Here is an 18100-nt window from a genome sequence, read left to right as displayed (position 1 = left end):
TTAGTAACTATCAATAATATCGCCTAGTGGATCACCAGTGTTTCCGTTTCCGCCATTACCTGAACCACCTTGTTTAGAAAGCGCTAAATAGATAAGTGCAAGAGCCACACCGATAGCACCTAGACCGATGAGTGTGATTTGTGAAACTGTCGCTAATACGAAACCAATTGCGAAGAATGGCCATACTTCTTTTGTAGCCATCATGTTAATAACCATTGCATAACCGACTGCTACAACCATTCCCCCACCGATCGCTAAACCTTCTGTCAACCAAGTTGGCATAGATGTGAGTAAGTCTCTAACCGGATCTGCACCAATAGCTACGATTAATGCAGCTGGAATGGCAATACGTAACCCTTGCATGCAGATAGCAACAATTTGCCAAAATTCAACTTTCTTGATGTTTCCTTCTTGAGCTGCAGCATCCATAAAGTGGACAACTGCTGTTGCTAGCGTACGAACGATAATTGTTAATAAAAGGCCAGCAACTGCAAGCGGAACAGCAATCGCAATTGCCGAAGACACGCCGGCTTTACCTTGTCCACTTAAAACTAAAATAATTGCAGAGGCAACTGATGCTAACGCAGCATCCGGTGCTACGGCAGCTCCGATGTTTGCCCAACCTAAAGCGATCAGTTGAAGCGTACCACCTAAGATAAGACATGGTACTAAGTCTCCTGTAACTAAGCCGATTAACGTACAAGCAATGAGTGGTTGGTGGAATTGGAATTCATCCAAAATACCTTCTATACCAGCTAAAAATGCGACGATAACGACTAATATTATTTGAATCATATTCAAATCCATGATATTAATCCTCCGTTTTCCCTGATAATAGGATTATTTTTGTTTTTTAAGCTCCTCTTGAGCCTTCTTGACAATTTCATCCATGTTTCCTTTTGAATCGTTCGGAACTTTACGTACATCGAAGTTTAATCCAATTTCTTTTAACTTATTGAACGTATTAATATCCTCTTGGCTAAAGGCCAACACCTTATTCGGTTGAACTTTACCAGGTGAGTGTGCCATAGAACCAACGTTGATGGTCGTAAGTGGAACGCCGCCTTCAACCGCTCTAAGCGCATCTTGTGGGTTCTCAAAAAGAAGCAACGCGCGCTGGCCACCGAAGTGTTGATCATCTTTTGCAAGTTCGATCATTTTATCGATTGGAACAACGTGTGCCTTTACACCTGGAGGAGCAGCCTGTTGGATCAATTTCTTACGAAGGTCATCCTTAGCTACTGCATCAGATACAACGATGATACGTGTAGGCTGTGTCGTTTTGGTCCAAGCAGTTGCTACCTGTCCATGAAGAAGTCGTGAGTCGATACGTGCTAACACGTATTCAAATTTACCAGGGGCTCCTGCATTTGATAACCCGGCAGCAGCTTTAACAGATGTTGCGGCTGGTTCTAATTCCTCAGGTTGTACTTTAACCCCTTCTTTAGCTGTGCCCAAAATATGAGCGGCAATTTCATGTGCTGTGTTCATTGAGAAGCGCGATGCATAAGCTTCAATCACCATTGGTAAGTTCATACCAGCAACGATTGCCCATTTGTCTTTGTGATCTTCAAGCAAGCTGTTGGCTTGGTTGAAAGGAGTTCCACCCCAAAGATCGACTAAGAATAATACTTCGTCTTGGTTGTCGAAAGAGGCGATTGCTTCTTTCATTTTTGCCTTTACATCATCAGGTCCTTCGCTCGGCATCAATGTAACAGCTTTTACATTTTCTTGCTCTCCAAAGATCATCGCTCCAGATTGCAAGATACCATTGGCAAATTCACCGTGACTAGCAATGATAATCCCTACCATCTTTTTACCTCCTATTATTATTGTGATAGCTTAAATAAACATGGTAAATCTACTTTCCAGCTCATCTAAAGCGGTTACAGTTTCAACAAAAAAATAAAAAAGGCATGAGCAAAAAGTAGATTTAATGAAGATATGGGTATAGAATTCCCCTTATTCTTCATTTCAATCAATACTTTTCACTCATGCCTGATCGAATCAGTAACACGTAAAAAATAATGGCTATTTAAATTTATCTTGCAAACGCTTTAAACGTAGTATAAAAAAAGCTTCTGCATCACTTTAATGAGCTTGCAGAAATATTATAGCATACCGGATATTTCTCTTTCAAGAGGGAAATTATTTTTTTATTTTTGTTTGCATTTATATTTCAACGTCACTGTTTTGGATTTGTCCCAACAAAATAATACAAGTTTCAACTCATCTTGTATGTAAAACTATTTCTTCGTAAATGTACTCTTCAAGCCGCGTTTGATAATATCAAAGAAACTTAAGGATTGGACCATACGATTCGGATCAACGTATTCACGAATGGCTCGCAAAACTTTTTTCTGCTCTTTAGAAGAAAATGTATACGTCCCATTTCGCTTAGATTGGATAGCATAACGTGGGATCCATTTCCCTTTGAACATGACTGAAGCGATCACGTAATCAACTTCTTCCCAAGGAATTTGGATAAACTTACGAGCATCACGATTATTGAAGAATTCAAATCCTTTGTCTCCAATCATAATTTTACCATAATCTGTCATCCCTGCATGTGAGGTTGCATCTATAACTAAATCGACTTTTGTATTGATTGATTGGACCATTTGATGTACTCCATTTCTTTCTTTAATAAATCATTATTATACTCTTTTTATCACTTTAAGCAAAAAATACTTGGGACTTGTTCGAGCATTATCTTCAAAATTATTATTGACGATTATGTGTCCGACATTATTGAATATTTCACTTTTAGCAGAGGCAGGTGAACTCTTCCACAACTTATATAACGACTAGGGCAAAAAGATATGTAATAAAAGAGATGAAAAAAGAGGCTTCCAAAAGTTCAAAGAACTAATGGAAAACCTCTAATTCAGATCCTTATTAGCGAAAATGTTACATTTTGTTACCCTTAGGTAATTTCCTAGCTATTTAAGGTACTATAATCCCTTGTAATAAAGGGATCCTGGGGACATGATTTCACCCTTCTCATCAAATAAAAAGGGGGGCCAGTCAACAGTGTTCCATTATTTTCTCGGGTTCATCGATTAACTACGGTTTTAGGCGTCGGCTGTGGCGCGCTATTAGGACGTTGCAGATTTTCTCTGTTAAACATTAGTTGCTGACTCTCTAACGCTGTTCCTGCTCTCTCCATCAAAGCTTGCTTCTTTGCCTCTCTGGCATCCTCAGATGCTTTTTTCTCCGCTTCGATTCGAGCAAGCGCTGCTTCTACTGTGTTCGCCGCCACTCTTTCTTCTCTTTCTTTAGCCATTTGCTCCGTCTGAACTTGCCTTGCATCATCAATTGCTTTTCTCTGCGCTTCGAGTTGGTTATACCGTTCTTGGTCTACGCCTACTGTCTTTTCCAAATTTGACGGCATCATGGAAGATGCCGAAGCGGGAGCTGCTACTAGTGCCAGGCTGAGTACGGCAGCTATTGAGCAAGAGAAGGACCATAGTAACCTTTTCTTCTTCATGTCCTCACAATCCTTTCAGTTTCATTGTATTTGAAGCAGTCTGGCTACTTCTAGTTCATTGTAACTAATCGCAGGTAACAAAAAGGTAACAAAAAAGAGGAAAATAACCATTATTGTCGAATGAATTATAACTAAATATGTAAGAAAAGGAGGGAAAGAAATGCCTCTAGACTCAGTGAACGGCCACAACATGTATTATGAATGGAGTGATAGCAGCAGACATAGGAATAAAGAGGTCCTTTTGCTCATTCACGGACTGGCACTTGATTCTTCATGCTGGGGGCGATTTAGCGAATTTCTTGCTGAGCACTTTTCCGTTGTGCAGTACGATATCCGCGGGCATGGACAAAGCCATGATGGGGAGGAGCCTATCACATGGGACGTGCTGTGTGAAGATTTAAATAGACTTATAAAAAAATTGGGGCTATCTGAAGTTCATGTACTATCATTTGGTTATGGAACACATGTGGCTGTGAAGTACGCCCTTACGTATCCGGAACATGTCAAGGCCCTTACACTCATGTCGCTTCCGTATATGTCGACAAATAACGCCCACTCCCACTTAGCCCGGCACGTGTTTCCACGTATGAAACAAACGATGGAAGCGAGGCATCCCCACTTTCTCCGCCAGTATGAAGAACTGTTAAAAGGATATACGACACTAGGTCCAGATGATTTGGGTCTCAGCCATTATTTCCACGTATTGCTCGGTTATCCAGCAGAGCATTTTTCTAAAATGGTTGAGCTGACGTCGAATTCAACACTTCTTTTAGAACTTGCAGAAGTGTCGTGTCCAGTCCTTATTTTAACGGGCGAATTAAATATGACAAGTCCGAATGCCTTTCTAAATGCAAGTTCTTTTCTATTGAAAAACTGTACACTTATAACAGTGTCCAATGCGTCGTTTCTTCTGTTTTTGGAGCAGCCTGAGCAAGTGGCAGACTGGGTGCGGCTATTTGCTACGCAAATAAGGGTTGATAGCTTTTCCCGAAAAGATATACAGCAATTTATTCAAACGATTTTTCATCCTGAAGAGCAAAAAGAATCCCGACGAGTTCCCATTCTTGACATCCATCTATTGCACAGATTCCGTGTCGAAGTTGATTCTATTCCAATCGAATCCGGCTGGAATCAGCGCCATGCCAAGAGACTACTAACCTATTTAGCCTTTCATCCGGTAACTACCCGTGATATATTGTGTGAAGAATTATTTCCTCATCTTGCTCCGGACAAAGCAAAGGCTAATTTAAAAGTGTGCCTCCATCATTTAGGAAAATTGCTAAGGCATCCAGTCGGTTCCGTAAATGGCTTGGTGTTTCAGAAAGGGACCGTTTCAATTCAATACAAAATAAAATGTGATCTAGTCGATTTTGTTGCCATTGTCCGTCAGGCGTTTCTGGAGAGTGATCCAAAGATTCGATACGAGTTGTGCAAAAAATTGCCAACGTTGATGTCCGGAACGGTATTAGCAGACAACTACGATGATTGGGCAGTGTCATTACGAAATGAAATCGATGCTCAATTGAGTTACCTGAAGGAATGGATGAAGGATCAGTAATTTTTTCTTTGGTAGTATCATCAGGATTTCTGATATTCATTATTTTTGTCATTCCATCAAACCCTTTTACAATGCAGCTTTGCCAGTTTTCCAGAAAATTTTATTGTCGAAGAAATCTATGGTATTGCCTTGGGCTTCGAACTGATACTGAGATCATCGAGCAGAAAAGAATGAATAAAATTTAAGCCAACCCAAAATTGTCATTTTCCATACACCCAATAAAATAAAGAATGTGGAATTTGAAAGATAAAAATGTATTGAAAAATTCTAACTTTTATATTAAAATATGTGTGTAAACGATTACATAAAAATGCACATAAAAATTATCTAGACTAGTAAACGGTTGCATCATGAGAAATAGAAGTTTTTTTGTTGGTAATTAAGAATACAACGATTATATTCTATTAATTTCCGAGAAAGGGGGGATTTTTAAGATCTTGTGCAATCGTTTACACATTGGCGGTTTTAGATTTGATTTGATAAAAAGGGGGCATTTATAATGAAGTTTTGGAAATCTTTTGTTGTAATGGCAATGGCCTTAACCCTTATTTTAGGGGGATGCAGCTCATCCAAAAGCAATGGAGAAGCTAAAGACGGCGGTAAAGTTACCGTTACATTTTGGGACAATCATATTGATGCAGAACAAAAGTATTTAAAAGATCTTGTAAATGAATATAACAAGAGCCAAGACAAAGTAAAAGTTGTATACAAAGGTTTTAACGCAAATGATTATATGACAACAAAATTGCCTGTCGCTTTTGCAAATAATGAAGGACCGGATGTTTTTATGATAAGCCCTGGTGATTTCACGAAGTATGCAAATGCAGGAATTATGGCAGACTTGAATCCTTATTTCCCTGATGGAGCGAAGGCTGATTTCCAAGAAGCCGCTATAAATGCTGTAACGATTGATAATAAAGTTCTAGCATTACCTTTTGAATCAGAATTAGTAGGTCTTTACTATAACAAAAAAATGTTGGCTGATGCGGGTGTAGAGGTTCCGAAAACATGGGATGAACTACAGGCAGCTGCGAAAAAATTAACGACTGATAAAGTATCAGGAATTGTATTGCCACAAGAAAAGGATGCTTACTTAAACTTCATTTGGTATCCATTCTTATGGCAGCAAGGCGGCAATGTCATCAGTGAAGACGGCAAAAAATCTAACTTTAATTCACCTGAAGTTGTAAAAGCACTAGACTTCTGGGGATCATTCTTCCAAAAAGGATACGCACCAGCTAAGACACCATTCGGATCTTCCGATATCGGTAACTTAGGTACTGGCAAGACGGCCATGCAAGTTAGTGGAACATGGGCCATTTCAGCAATCGAAAGTAAGTACAGCAATATGGATATTGGTTTAGCGCCGCTTCCAGTTTCAGAGGGCGGCCAAGCAAAAACAGTTGCCGGTGGTTGGAAGCTTGCTGCAAATGCACATGGTAAGCATGTGAAGGAAGCATCTGATTTCATTATGTGGGCTTTTGCTGAAGATCCATCACGCCCATTGAAATGGGCAACAGAAGTGAAATTCGCTTATCCAGCAAGAAATTCAGTTATTGAAGCAGGAGAAGAGATTTATAACAAAGGTTTACGTAAAGTATTCACAGATGAAATGTATGATACTTTAACTCCTGAGCCTTTCTATGGACCAGAAATTGTTGATGTTGTCGGCGATAGCTTGCAAAAAGTCATGTTCAGCAAGGCAAAAGGCAGCGATGTCGTGAAAGAAGCAGATCAAAAAATCCAGGATGCTTTAGACAAACAATAAGTTTACCAATCCGCATGGCAGAAATAGGGCTTAACGAATAAATATATTTTCTGCTGTGTCTAACACAGTGCCTCGAATAGCGAATCTATGGTCTTCACCTCAACGTTTAAATCAACATTGATTCGCTTTTCGGGCTCATCCTTTGTCTCAAACGAGTTGTGTAACTATCGTCATTGGTGGACAAAGCACCTAGAGCTTTGCTAATAACCTCGAATACGAGGAGGAATGTATTTGTGAAACGTAGAGGAAATCGGAAGAAACGAATTGAAGCACTAACGGCATATGGATTTTTATTACCCAATTTAGTAGGACTAACGGTTTTTGTTTTTGTTCCGATGGTCTATGCATTTTATGTAAGTCTTAATGATTGGAACTTGTTAACCCCAAAAGTATTTATTGGTTTTGACAATTATATACAAATGTCTCACGACAAAGATTGGTGGCAAGCTGTAGGAAGAACGTTCAAATTCACCATCATTTACGTACCATCTCTGTTCTGCTTATCTTTATTTTTTGCAGCAGTTTGCAATAGTTTAAGCCAAAGGGTAGAGAACGTCACGAGAACGTTGTTTTTGCTGCCGTTCGCGATTACTTCTGTTATCTCTGCAGCTATTTGGATGTTTTTATATGATCCTAAAGATGGGATTATCAATCAATTTCTTAATCTAGTTGGAATCGATGCTCAACAATTTCTTGGCTCTACTAGTCAAGCAATGATTTCCATCATCGTTGTCGTTATTTGGATTAATCTAGGCTATAACATGATGATTTTCCTAGCATCCATGAAGGAGATTCCCGGGGAGTTTTACGAAGCGGCAAAAATTGATGGCGCAACTGGCTGGAAAGCTTTTCAACATATCACATTTCCATTATTGCGTGAGACAAGTGTATTTATTTTAGTTGTGACAACGATTGGGTCGTTCCAGGTCTTTGACCAGATTATGGTTATGACAAAAGGTGGACCAGCGAATTCAACACAGGTTGGTGTACTTTATATATATCATCAGGCATTTGAAGTATTAAACATGGGATATGCTTCCGCATTATCGGTTGTATTATTCTTGATTATTTTTATCCTTTCACTTGTTCAGTTAAGACTGACTGCGAAGAAAGATTAGGGGGCAAAACCTAATGGGAACAAAACGAAAAATTCCTTTATCTATTTTTGCGATTATTTGTGGTATTTTCATGATCTTGCCCATTTACTTTTTGGTTATAGGCTCCTTTAAAATGCCAAATGATGTTTTTGAACTAGAGGTTAATTTTTCACATTTGACTTTCGACAATTTTCGAGCTGCTTTTGAAACACCCATTATACGGTCTATTTGGAACTCTTTACTTGTTTCAACAGTCGTGACCGTGGTGGCATTGATATTCCATGCAATGTCAGGATACGCACTGGCACGATTGGAGTTTCCAGGTAAGACCTTTGTGTTTGGTTGGATGATTAGTACATTAATGGTTCCATTTACGGTCATCATGATTCCGCTATATATGGTGACAAAAAATCTTGGGATGGCAAACTCGTATCTTGGATTAATCATTCCAATGATCTTTAATGCTTATGGTATTTTCCTTTTCCGCCAGTTTTACCGGGACTTCCCAAAGGAACTAGAGGAAGCTGCCTATATGGAAGGACTGTCGATCGCAGGCGCGTTTTTCCGAATTGTCCTGCCATTATCAAAGCCTATTATTATTCCATTAACAATTGGTTTCTTTACGGCGAACTGGAATAACTATTTGTGGCCTTTAATCATCAATCAAAATGAAAAGCTTTGGGTTGTTCAAGTGGCATTAGCAAACGTCATTGGTGCTGAACATGAAACACAGTGGACCCTTGTATTGGCTGCTGCGTTGGTTTGCGCCCTTCCCATGTTTATTCTATTCTTTATCATGCAGAAGTATCTTGTTGAAGGTGTAAAGATGACAGGAATTAAGTAGCACTTCAATGATTTATGTCTGTATGGCAAACAAGCACAATTTTTCAAATACCCATTATCATACTATTTGGTGGGAATCTGAAAAATTGTGCTTTTTTTATCTACACTGTTAAGATTCTGCTAGTCTCCGCGAAAGAATCTGCTGAAGAAACTCCTCAAAATTCCCGTCTACTAGTCCATTTGTCGGCTGATTCGTATGTTCAGAAATAGAATAGTTTCCCTTATTGGATTTTAAATATATCTTATCAATTCCCACAACATTTCTTAAATTTCTTCCCGCTTCCACATAGACAAAGATCGTTTCTACCGATCTTTTGACGAGTTTGGAGACTTATGTCCTCTCCCTTTTTATTAGGCAAGGAAAGTAATGCCTTCTTCTCTTGCACGGATAGCTCTTCTGATGTATAACCCTTTAAAAACCATTCCCTTGTATTATTCATAAGAAGAACAAGTGCATCCATCAGCTTTTGCACAGCTTCTAAGCTTTCGAATGTCAGTTGTGACTGTAAATATTGAAGAAGCTGACTAGGTTGATGGCCTAATTTCACATGCATTATACAGTCCTCAACAAGCTCCATCGCCTCTTGTTTTGGCATCCGATACTCCTGCATAAATAGCGCGATACAAGTTGAGAATAACCCTTTGGACGCTCCACATAGTCCATGTCACCTGCTTCAAGGAGCTGTTTCTTCGAGAAGGGATAGTAATCAATATTCTTTCTAGATGCCTGCTCCTCTACTTTGCTTTGTACCAAAATACTCAAAAATGTCTGGCGCTGACACATATGGTTGATTAGATTTATCAAATAAAAAATTAATCGTACCCAAGGCATGGATTACTGCTGCAGCCCAGATTTCAATGCGGCCTTTTTTCTTATTTCTTTACTGAGAGCAGACTTAACTGTTAGGACCTTGCCAAACTTCTCCTCATATAGATCATGAATCCAACCTTTTACAGGTGCTTTCCATTGCTGATTAGATCCAGGGAGATTTTTAATTAAACTCTTTGGTGTCATCCCCAACTCCTTAGCCATTTGTAAATCAGTCTCATTCAAACGGCATCGTTTCTTGGCCTCTGCCCAAGCTTGTGAATTTTTTTTTGTCGCCATCACCATATCCACCTTTTACCATTATATAATTTCTGGGTATTCTGCTGATATTCTTAATTCTATCATGTGACAATTATATTTTCTTGCTGCCTCTAACACAGCTTCATGCATTATTTTTTATTTTACTTTCTTAATAGAAATAAAGCTTCGATACCTGCAAAAGCTTTCCACCATTTTTACTAGATCCTCTTCTCGACAATATTCTTGATACAAAGGAGGATTAAACACAGGCTTGACAGCCATTTAAGCTTTTCTAATCAAACGATTAATTAAAGCTGATTAAACTAATTAATCGTTTGATTAGATACCCCCTAAGTCCTTTTAACAAACAAACTTTGGGCTGTTTTCAAGAGAATTAATTGTCGTAAAAAAGTTATGACTGGTAATGATTTTTTTCAAAACTTACAATAGAAACTAACAAAATACATATTCAGACAAATACAAACAAGTTGTTATACCAACTAATCGTTTGATTAAAGATACAGTAAACTCTTTCATAATAGGCTTGTATAAGATCCATCAACTTATAAATCTCCTTCTTAGTCATCAAGGTTAAAATCCTCAAGCGTAAAACCTTCTCCATATCTGGCATGAATCAGTTCCTTCGTTTTAATAGAACTTAGTTTGAAGTTCTTGCCTATTTTCTCATTCAAATACCCAATAATCTCTGGATATGGGATTTTTTCCATTGCTTTTATTCATTAGATGATCATGACACAAATAATGAACAAAGCTATTTCAAAAACCAAAAATCTTATCTATAGATCATTGGTCTGACAAGTCAGTGGACAAGTCTTGATATTTAAGGTGTTAATTCTCCTCCGATATGATCCGCTTTTAAATAAGATTGATTTTAAAATATTTGCTTCCATCTCATTAATTTATCACACACCATAAGATATTCAGACTTGGAATGCCCAAAACTTATAAATTCTTATATTACAAAAAAGACGCGTTAGGAGACAAACGCGCCTTAAATGACTTATTATCCCAAACTCATACTTCAACTGCTGAAGTAGTGACCTTGCTCGAGATCATCGATGAGCCCTAGATGGATCGGTTGCCATCCCAAGAGTTTCTGAGTCGCTTCGCTCGATCTTGGAATGTCAAGTGCCGCAATAGTGCCCAGAAATCCGAAATGATCATTTGCCTCTTCATGTGAAATACTCTCTACGGGAACATTCAAGAACTGACCAATGACGCTCGCGATGCTGCGAAATGGCACGCCTTCATCTCCTACCCCATCTAACTGTGATCCAGCTGGTGCCTTTTCCAATGCTAGGCGGTAAAGTTGGGCGGCATCAAGGCGATGAATAGCCGGCCAACGATTGGATCCATCGCCAATATAGGCAGATACACCCTTTTCGCGGGCTATTTTGATCAATTCTGGTACAAATCCCTTATCTCCCGCACCGTGGACAGATGGCGCAAGCGAAACGATTGCTGTTCGGACTCCACGCTTTGCCAGCGCTAACACCTCGTTATCCGATGCTGCCCCATTTGCATGAGCAGTCGTTATGAACGGCTTGCCTGAGCCTTCGAGCACCTCTCCTATTGTCTTGATGGCAAGTAAATCCGTTGCAAGCGAGTGAGCAAAGTTCGAGAAATCGTGGATAAACGCTAGGTGAATCACACCGTCCGCATTTGCTGCACCGCTACGAAGGCTATCTAGGTCATCAAGACTACCATGATGCACCTCGGCCCCCGCTTTTTTTAATTCTGCGGCACCCTTGTCTGAACGTGAAAGACCAATGACTGTGTGCCCCCCATTTATAAGTTCACTGACGACAGCAGAACCGATATAGCCTGTTGCTCCTGTTACAAAAACACGCATCATAATATCCTCCTAATGTTACTGATTTGTAGAATGACTTGAACAATTGGAGTATAAACTATAGAGTTAACTATAAGGCAAGTGTTTTTGAGGAGGGTATACATGAAAATAAAAGAATTAGCTGAAAAAACAGGATTAACAGCCTACACCATTCGTTATTATGAAAAGGAAGGTTTATTGGATAGTCGTCATTTCCAAAGAGATGAAAATAACTATCGTAACTACAATGAAAAGGCAATCGAACGTCTAAAACTTATAAAGAAGTTTCAAAGCGTAGGGTTTTCATTAGTTGAACTGAAGGAATTCTTTCAAGAACATACTACACATTCAGCGACCAATCTGGAAGCCATTGAGTGGATTCGCCAAAAGATAGGTGAAATCGAACGGAAGAAGGATGAATACGATCAGATCATTGGAAAGCTTAACTGGATGCTAGAATACAAGTTAGCATTGGTGAATGACCCACAAAAGGCAAATTCTATGTTAATCAATCCACCTTTTGATTAAATCGAGTCGTCGTAAGTTATCCATGCAGAGAAACGTTTCACTAAATAAAGAAAGAGACTTCTCAAAAGATTGGGTAACTTAGGTGATGGGTCTTACATATCGGATAGTCCCATTCAAGCAAATGAAGATTTTTAACGTCTTTGTTTTGATAGCCACAGCACGAACACAATTGACTGGAGGCAAAGGTTTTAGAAACAGCCACCACTTGTTTGCCGCGCCATTTTGCCTTATCTTCATCCCAATGATGACCCAACATGAAATCAATCCGCTCTACTAAAAAGTAAAATTCCATCCATCTATCTTCTAATTTTAAAGTAAATATTTACGCGACAATCTCTATCGCGTATATCCCGGAACACGATTTGGAGACGGTATTAATATTGAAGTTTTAAAAGGCTTGACGTTCGAGCATACTCCAACGATATACTTTACCTTAAAGGAGAGGATACAGTGGGTGAAAATTATTCTATCAGACAAGCATCAATTCTTTTGCGCATACCCAAGGATTCATTGAGGTATTATGATAAAATCGGCTTGGTCAGTCCAAAACGAGGAAAAAACAATTACCGCTATTACGATGACCAAGATCTGGTTGATTTACGCTATATAGAAGTATCGAAATTTTGCGGGTTCACATTATCGGAAATTAGTGATTTTTTTCAACTCAGAAGGAAACCTGACGAAAAAAATCATCCTGTTTTTATCAGAATATTAGCAGAAAAAGAGCAGTATTTAGACCAAAAAATTGCTATATATCAATTGGGAAAAGAATATTTTGAAAAAATGCGAGAAGTGCTGTTACAGAAAAAAAGTATTGAAGACGTAGTTAAGGTTGATAGATTAGTTTCTGAAATATTCGCAGCACTTCGCGAAGGAATAGAAACGCATCCATAAATATTAGTAACATCTTAGGAGATACACATACACACCATAATGTGATCTACTTCAGCAGGCAGCACAGCTGTTCCGGAATTTTATAAGTAATAAAATATGTACCTGGTAGTGAAATCTACGATAATAATGTATATAACAAATTTCATATTGGAGTGGTGTCAATGGAATATTCAAAATCTACATTTTTAGTATTTGGTGCAACCGGTCGAACTGGACAACCTTTTGTTTCTATCGCTCTAAATGAAGGTCATAAAGTGAGAGCCTTAGTTCGAAATCCAGAAAAAGTTGTGCAACGAAGTACAAATTTAGAACTAATCAAAGGTTCCATCTCAAATTTTGAAAATATTGACGAATTATTAGATGGAGTCGATGTTGTAATTTGTATGCTTGGTAACGCTCAGGAACAAAATAAGGCACCAATCAATACTATATTCATTAAGGAGCTTATCCCGGCTATGCGGCGACAAGGCGTAAAACGTTTCCTATATCAAGCAGGAGGACTTACGCGTCGATATAAAGAAAGACTCCCTTTTATGACATGGATTCTTAGGAATACTATTGCTAGATTTAGTGGTCTTCTCGGTCAGCATAAGGATAATGAGACTGTAATTGAATATTTAGTTGAAGAAGCACAAGATGTGGATTGGATTGTTCATAGGGCAGCCATAATCTCAGACGGTCCTTCGAAAGGAATATTGAAAAGAGATCGGAAAAAGTCCAGTCTTGCAACACATGTAGATATTGCTAAATATAACTATCACATCGTGAATGATGATTCTGCAATTCATACTTACGATTTGAGCTACTATGAAAAATAATGAGTTGTTTGACATTTGCAGTTGTTTGGCTTTGGATAAACTGGCCTCTTGCTCGAGAAGATTGTCTTTTATAGACTGCTTTACTTAAGTTGCATAAAACCTCCAGTGAACGTGTTTTTTAAAAATTCATCCTTCAAATCCAGAAAACAAAACTCCCCTGTAATTAGTTACAATTACGGTGTTAGCGTTCCGTCCCCTTCTTCTTCGTCCTAGAAAGCCCCTTTTGCTTCTGATCCTATTTAAGCTTCAACAGACACTCAGCCATATGGGCAATTTCTACTATCTCTTTAGTATTGCAAATGTTCCTGGCTACCCTATTTTCACCAAAACTGTGGAAAGCACTTCTCTCCCTAATCCAGGTGCACCAATCATTGATGCGATAACTACCATAGATAGTGATAACATTACTGTTTGGTTAATACCTGCCATAATCGTATTTTTTGCCATTGGTAGTTCAACTTTAAATAGTTTCTGAGAGCCGGTACTACCGAAAGCCTCAGAAGCTTCAATTAATTCCCTTGAAACTTGTCTAATACCTAAATTTGTTAGTCGAACGGTAGGCGGTGTAGCGAATATTAAGGATGAAAAAACACCTGCTACCATTCCAATACTGAAAAAAGCTACCGCTGGAATAAGATAAACGAATGCTGGCATTGTTTGCATAAAGTCTAATACTGGTGTAATAATATTTTGAGCAGTCTTACTTTTAGACATTAAAATTCCAATTGGAACTCCAATAATGACTGATAATATACTCGATATTAATACGAGTGCAAAGGTTAACATCATTTCTTCCCATAAACCCTGATTATAAATTAGCCAAAGTCCAACTAGAGAGAATGCAGCTAAACCAAAACGTTTTCCACTTACAAAAAATGCTAAGATAACAACAATTAATATAACTAGGATAGCAGGAATACCCGCTAACCCTTCAGCTAACCATTCCAAAGAGTCGTTTCCGCCATTTTTTATTGGGTCAAATAAAAATGCAAAAGTATCTTGTATTTTTTCTGTAATGTACTCTACCTTCTCAGGAATAGGAATTCTAGGTGTAAAATCAAGCATTTTATAAATTCACCTCTCCTTCGCCAGCCAATGCAGCGATTACTGCTCCTCGTACGATAATTCCATATAGCTTACCGTTTTCAACTACAGCAATTGGTACCGAAGAGTTATGGATGATATTAAATATTTCATTCATTGATGTATTTTTAGGTATAGTCCGAACGTCTGTTTTTAAAATTTCATTTACATCGCGAACCTCTTTTTTTATTGCGGCTGACGCGTCATCTGCAGTAACATATCCCTTTAAATTACGTTTCGTATCGGTTACATAAATACTAGAAATACCGGCTTCTTTCATGCGCTCTAAAGCAACACGTGGTCCATGCTTTTCAATAGTAATTGTCTCTGGTCGTTTCATAATATGTTCGGCAGTTAATATTTTTGAGCGGTCCACATCTTCAACAAACTTCTCTACATATTCATTAGCAGGATTGACAAGAATTTCCTCTGGTGTACCAATTTGAACAATTTTACCATCTTTCATTAATGCGATTCGATCCCCAATTCGGAGCGCTTCGTCTAAATCATGTGTAATAAAGATGATTGTTTTCTTCATGTTTTCTTGTAATTCCAATAACTCATCCTGCATGTCTTTACGAATTAATGGATCAAGTGCAGAGAATGCCTCATCCATTAGTAATATTTCTGGATTATTGGCTAGCGCACGTGCTAATCCAACACGTTGTTGCATCCCCCCTGAAAGTTGCTCAGGATATTGATTAAGGTAACTAGCTAATCCTACAAGTTCAAGCGATTCTTTAGCTCTTTTGCTTCTTTCTTCTTTTTTCATCCCTTGAATTTCTAGTCCGTATTCAGTGTTTTCTAGTACTGTTCGATAGGGAAATAAAGCGAATTTTTGGAAAACCATACTTAGTTTTTCACGGCGAACACGGCGCAGATTCTCTTTATTCATTTTGGCCAAATCTTCTCCGCCTACCCAAACACTACCTTCCGTAGGATCTATTAATCTATTGATTAGTCGAACTAATGTTGATTTACCACTACCTGATAAACCCATTATTACAAACACTTCACCAGCTTCTACTTCAAATGAAACACGGTTAACACCAACCGTACAGCCAGTTTCTTTTAGTATTTTAGCTTTAGCTAATCCCTTATCTAAAAGCGCCAAGGCATTACCTGCATTTTTCCCAAACACTTTTGTTAGATTTTCTACTTTAATTATTGGCACTATATTCACCTCATTTTTAATTAATACTATTCCTATAAATTTACTGGGTAAAATTGCGTAAAAGGTGAATACTTCTTTAAGCAATTTATATTCAAAAGAAAAGTAATCCTTTATCCAAATATGTGGTATTTGGTTGGTAACCTACTCAACTGAACCTCTCCCTTAATGAATTTTTTAAAAAGAACCTGACTCGGTCGTAGGACACGAGTAGCCCACCGATTGGTTTAAGTCCTTCACCTTCTATATAGAGATAAAATCAGAAAAAGGACAGGTTCTTAAAAAATATTTTTACTTGATGGGAATGGAAGAGGACATATTATTTTTTTCTTTGAAGTAATCTTTGAAGTACCCTAATGAAGAAATCTATGGTATTGCTTGGGTCAACAAGAATATCTCTACGTATCATTTTGAATCTATCCAAATGTCAGGATGATCAAATCAGTTTGGTCATTTTGTGCTGATGCATGACTTCATTTAGGGAAAGACATGAAAAAGAGGCTTCTCATAAGTTTGTGCAACTTATGTGAAGCCTCTTTCTCTTCTTATATGATATTAGCATAATGCTTTTAGTCATTTGGTGATCGTGACACAAATCAAAAACCAATAATCTAATTTATAGATCAAGGGTCTGACGAGCCGGACGATCAGTCTTGATATTTAAGGGGTGAATTCTCCTTACCGAGATTATCCGCTTTTAAGCGACTTTGACAAAGAGTAAACAATTCGCCAATAAGCTTCTATTTCTGAAGGTGACTTTGGAATGTAAATTTGACGAATGGCAGAACCAAAATGCTTTTTAAAATAAGCCTTTCTCTCTTGGTTCTTTTACTAAGCGTTTTTATTTATTGTACTTACATATAGGTTTAATGAATCTTCTACTTCGTTGGCGACTAACTTTATAAAGTCATCATATTCTTTTTGTGTATGTGCTTTATCTAATGCTTCATAATAAGCTAGGCGATTTTCTACTTTAATAACAATTGGTGGAAAACCGTCTTTCATGAGTTCTAAATTTAACAACAAGCGTGATGTACGTCCGTTTCCGTCAATAAATGGGTGAATTCCAACAAAAATAGCATGTAACATAGCTCCACGATCAACTGGATGCATTTTTTTCGTTTCTGCTTGTTCATACCATACCATCAGCTGCTCCATCTTCTCTTTTATGAGGAAGGGAGCTGGCGGTATATGTTTAGCACCAGAAATAAAAACTGGCTGGTCCCGATATACACCTGCATATTCATCATCAATTCCTTTTAGTACAAGTTGATGCAGATTCTTAATTTGCCATTCTGACAAAGGCTCACCCTTTTGTACAATCTCCTCTACAAAATGAATCGCATCCCGATGATTAATAACCTCCAAGTGTTCACGTAACGTTTTGCCACCAACAGTAATTCCTTCTAGAACTACCTTTGTTTCGTTGATAGTTAACGTGTTTCCTTCAATTGCATTAGTATTATATGTCCATTCAAGTAATAACTTTTCACGTAAACTTTTGACTGTATATTTGGGTAATGGCCGGTTGGAATCTAGAAGAGCTTTTTTTTGATTAATTTGTTCGAACATTGGCTTCACCTCTCTCACTCAAACATATACTTAAATTGAGATACCACCGTTTCTCTGAATATACCCTCTAACCCCATTTTAATCAAACATTTAATAAAAGGTATTTCTAATTCACACCGATCTGATTCCTTAGTTTCATTAACTTTATAGAGTATTACAAGAACAAACAGTAGAATCTTTTGTATAAATGTTTATATCGCTTTATTTATTTCAAACTGAATCAATTTCATAATTGCCTTTTTTAAAAAGGCCTAGATTGTCCCTAACGGGACTTATTCATTTTTTGAAAACTACGCTACTTGTTTTTGCTGACTTTCTAACATTTTTCTGATGCGATCTGCTGCTAATTTTGAGGCG

Annotated in this window: 19 protein-coding genes and 1 pseudogene; 7 read left to right on the top strand and 13 right to left on the bottom strand. The window is 38.0% G+C overall.

Annotation, left to right across the window (positions count from 1 at the left end):
- From TY15_RS14510 to TY15_RS14495, 4 genes are all read right to left on the bottom strand, one after another.
- Positions 1-801 carry a PTS mannose/fructose/sorbose transporter subunit IIC gene (locus tag TY15_RS14510; RefSeq protein ID WP_306454189.1) on the bottom strand — a complete coding sequence of 267 codons (801 nt, stop codon included), beginning with the start codon at positions 799-801 and terminating at the stop codon, positions 1-3.
- Positions 802-840: 39 nt separating this feature from the next.
- On the bottom strand, positions 841-1812 hold the full coding sequence (locus TY15_RS14505; RefSeq protein ID WP_040205582.1) for a mannose/fructose/sorbose PTS transporter subunit IIA: 972 nt from the start codon (positions 1810-1812) through the stop codon (positions 841-843).
- 434 nt (positions 1813-2246) lie between these two features.
- On the bottom strand, positions 2247-2621 hold the full coding sequence (locus tag TY15_RS14500; RefSeq protein ID WP_040205583.1) for a DUF956 family protein: 375 nt from the start codon (positions 2619-2621) through the stop codon (positions 2247-2249).
- 434 nt (positions 2622-3055) lie between these two features.
- The gene (locus tag TY15_RS14495; protein WP_142305366.1) at positions 3056-3382 is read right to left on the bottom strand and encodes a hypothetical protein; all 327 of its coding nucleotides are present in this window, start codon (positions 3380-3382) and stop codon (positions 3056-3058) included.
- Positions 3383-3650: 268 nt separating this feature from the next.
- Between TY15_RS14495 and TY15_RS14490 the strand changes: the two genes are divergently transcribed.
- The 4 genes from TY15_RS14490 to TY15_RS14475 all read left to right on the top strand — a co-directional run bounded on the left by TY15_RS14490 (position 3651) and on the right by TY15_RS14475 (position 8757).
- Positions 3651-5048, top strand: a complete 1398-nt coding sequence (locus tag TY15_RS14490) for an alpha/beta fold hydrolase (protein ID WP_040205587.1) — start codon at positions 3651-3653, stop codon at positions 5046-5048.
- A gap of 499 nt (positions 5049-5547) precedes the next feature.
- A complete protein-coding gene (locus tag TY15_RS14485; RefSeq protein WP_052353789.1) occupies positions 5548-6816 on the top strand; it encodes an ABC transporter substrate-binding protein in 1269 nt (422 codons plus the stop codon).
- A gap of 233 nt (positions 6817-7049) precedes the next feature.
- Positions 7050-7934: a carbohydrate ABC transporter permease gene (locus TY15_RS14480; protein WP_040205588.1), complete on the top strand. Its 885-nt coding sequence runs from the start codon at positions 7050-7052 to the stop codon at positions 7932-7934.
- A gap of 13 nt (positions 7935-7947) precedes the next feature.
- Positions 7948-8757 (top strand): carbohydrate ABC transporter permease, encoded by an 810-nt coding sequence (locus TY15_RS14475; protein WP_040205590.1) that lies wholly within the window; start codon positions 7948-7950, stop codon positions 8755-8757.
- Between the two features lie 244 nt (positions 8758-9001).
- Here the strand turns inward: TY15_RS14475 and TY15_RS14470 are convergent, their stop codons facing one another.
- The 5 genes from TY15_RS14470 to TY15_RS14460 all read right to left on the bottom strand — a co-directional run bounded on the left by TY15_RS14470 (position 9002) and on the right by TY15_RS14460 (position 11698).
- Positions 9002-9352 carry a YecA family protein gene (locus TY15_RS14470; RefSeq protein ID WP_244440937.1) on the bottom strand — a complete coding sequence of 117 codons (351 nt, stop codon included), beginning with the start codon at positions 9350-9352 and terminating at the stop codon, positions 9002-9004.
- Positions 9353-9475: 123 nt separating this feature from the next.
- A complete protein-coding gene (locus TY15_RS24935) occupies positions 9476-9583 on the bottom strand; it encodes a DUF6398 domain-containing protein (protein ID WP_244440936.1) in 108 nt (35 codons plus the stop codon).
- An 8-nt stretch (positions 9584-9591) separates the two neighbouring features.
- Positions 9592-9864 (bottom strand): hypothetical protein, encoded by a 273-nt coding sequence (locus TY15_RS14465; RefSeq protein WP_074432816.1) that lies wholly within the window; start codon positions 9862-9864, stop codon positions 9592-9594.
- 539 nt (positions 9865-10403) lie between these two features.
- Entirely contained in the window at positions 10404-10553 is a 150-nt protein-coding gene (locus tag TY15_RS23695; RefSeq protein ID WP_082025075.1) for a conserved phage C-terminal domain-containing protein, read from the bottom strand.
- Positions 10554-10867: 314 nt separating this feature from the next.
- Positions 10868-11698: an SDR family oxidoreductase gene (locus tag TY15_RS14460; protein ID WP_040205593.1), complete on the bottom strand. Its 831-nt coding sequence runs from the start codon at positions 11696-11698 to the stop codon at positions 10868-10870.
- A 102-nt stretch (positions 11699-11800) separates the two neighbouring features.
- On the opposite strand from TY15_RS14460, the gene TY15_RS14455 reads away from it, so the two are divergent.
- Positions 11801-12205, top strand: coding sequence for a MerR family transcriptional regulator (locus tag TY15_RS14455; protein ID WP_040205595.1), 405 nt, complete (start codon positions 11801-11803; stop codon positions 12203-12205).
- 82 nt (positions 12206-12287) lie between these two features.
- Here the strand turns inward: TY15_RS14455 and TY15_RS14450 are convergent.
- Positions 12288-12440, bottom strand: a pseudogene (locus TY15_RS14450) (zinc ribbon domain-containing protein); the annotation flags it as partial.
- Between the two features lie 215 nt (positions 12441-12655).
- Here TY15_RS14450 and TY15_RS23210 point away from each other — a divergent pair.
- Positions 12656-13099, top strand: a complete 444-nt coding sequence (locus TY15_RS23210) for a MerR family transcriptional regulator (RefSeq protein ID WP_052353788.1) — start codon at positions 12656-12658, stop codon at positions 13097-13099.
- Between the two features lie 161 nt (positions 13100-13260).
- On the top strand, positions 13261-13917 hold the full coding sequence (locus tag TY15_RS14440) for an NAD(P)-dependent oxidoreductase (protein ID WP_040205598.1): 657 nt from the start codon (positions 13261-13263) through the stop codon (positions 13915-13917).
- 309 nt (positions 13918-14226) lie between these two features.
- Here TY15_RS14440 and TY15_RS14435 read toward each other — a convergent pair whose 3' ends face one another.
- The 3 genes from TY15_RS14435 to TY15_RS14425 all read right to left on the bottom strand — a co-directional run bounded on the left by TY15_RS14435 (position 14227) and on the right by TY15_RS14425 (position 17743).
- Positions 14227-14982 carry an ABC transporter permease gene (locus tag TY15_RS14435; protein WP_081799424.1) on the bottom strand — a complete coding sequence of 252 codons (756 nt, stop codon included), beginning with the start codon at positions 14980-14982 and terminating at the stop codon, positions 14227-14229.
- Position 14983: 1 nt separating this feature from the next.
- Positions 14984-16174 carry a quaternary amine ABC transporter ATP-binding protein gene (locus TY15_RS14430; RefSeq protein WP_040205599.1) on the bottom strand — a complete coding sequence of 397 codons (1191 nt, stop codon included), beginning with the start codon at positions 16172-16174 and terminating at the stop codon, positions 14984-14986.
- An 828-nt stretch (positions 16175-17002) separates the two neighbouring features.
- Positions 17003-17743: a Fic family protein gene (locus tag TY15_RS14425; RefSeq protein WP_040205601.1), complete on the bottom strand. Its 741-nt coding sequence runs from the start codon at positions 17741-17743 to the stop codon at positions 17003-17005.
- Positions 17744-18100: the final 357 nt, after the last annotated feature.

This window comes from Neobacillus jeddahensis (assembly GCF_000612625.1).
In the GTDB taxonomy this organism is placed as follows: Bacteria; Bacillota; Bacilli; order Bacillales; family Cytobacillaceae; genus Neobacillus; species Neobacillus jeddahensis.
Note: the sequence above shows the minus strand (reverse complement) of the source record. Positions and strands in the feature narration are given on the sequence as shown.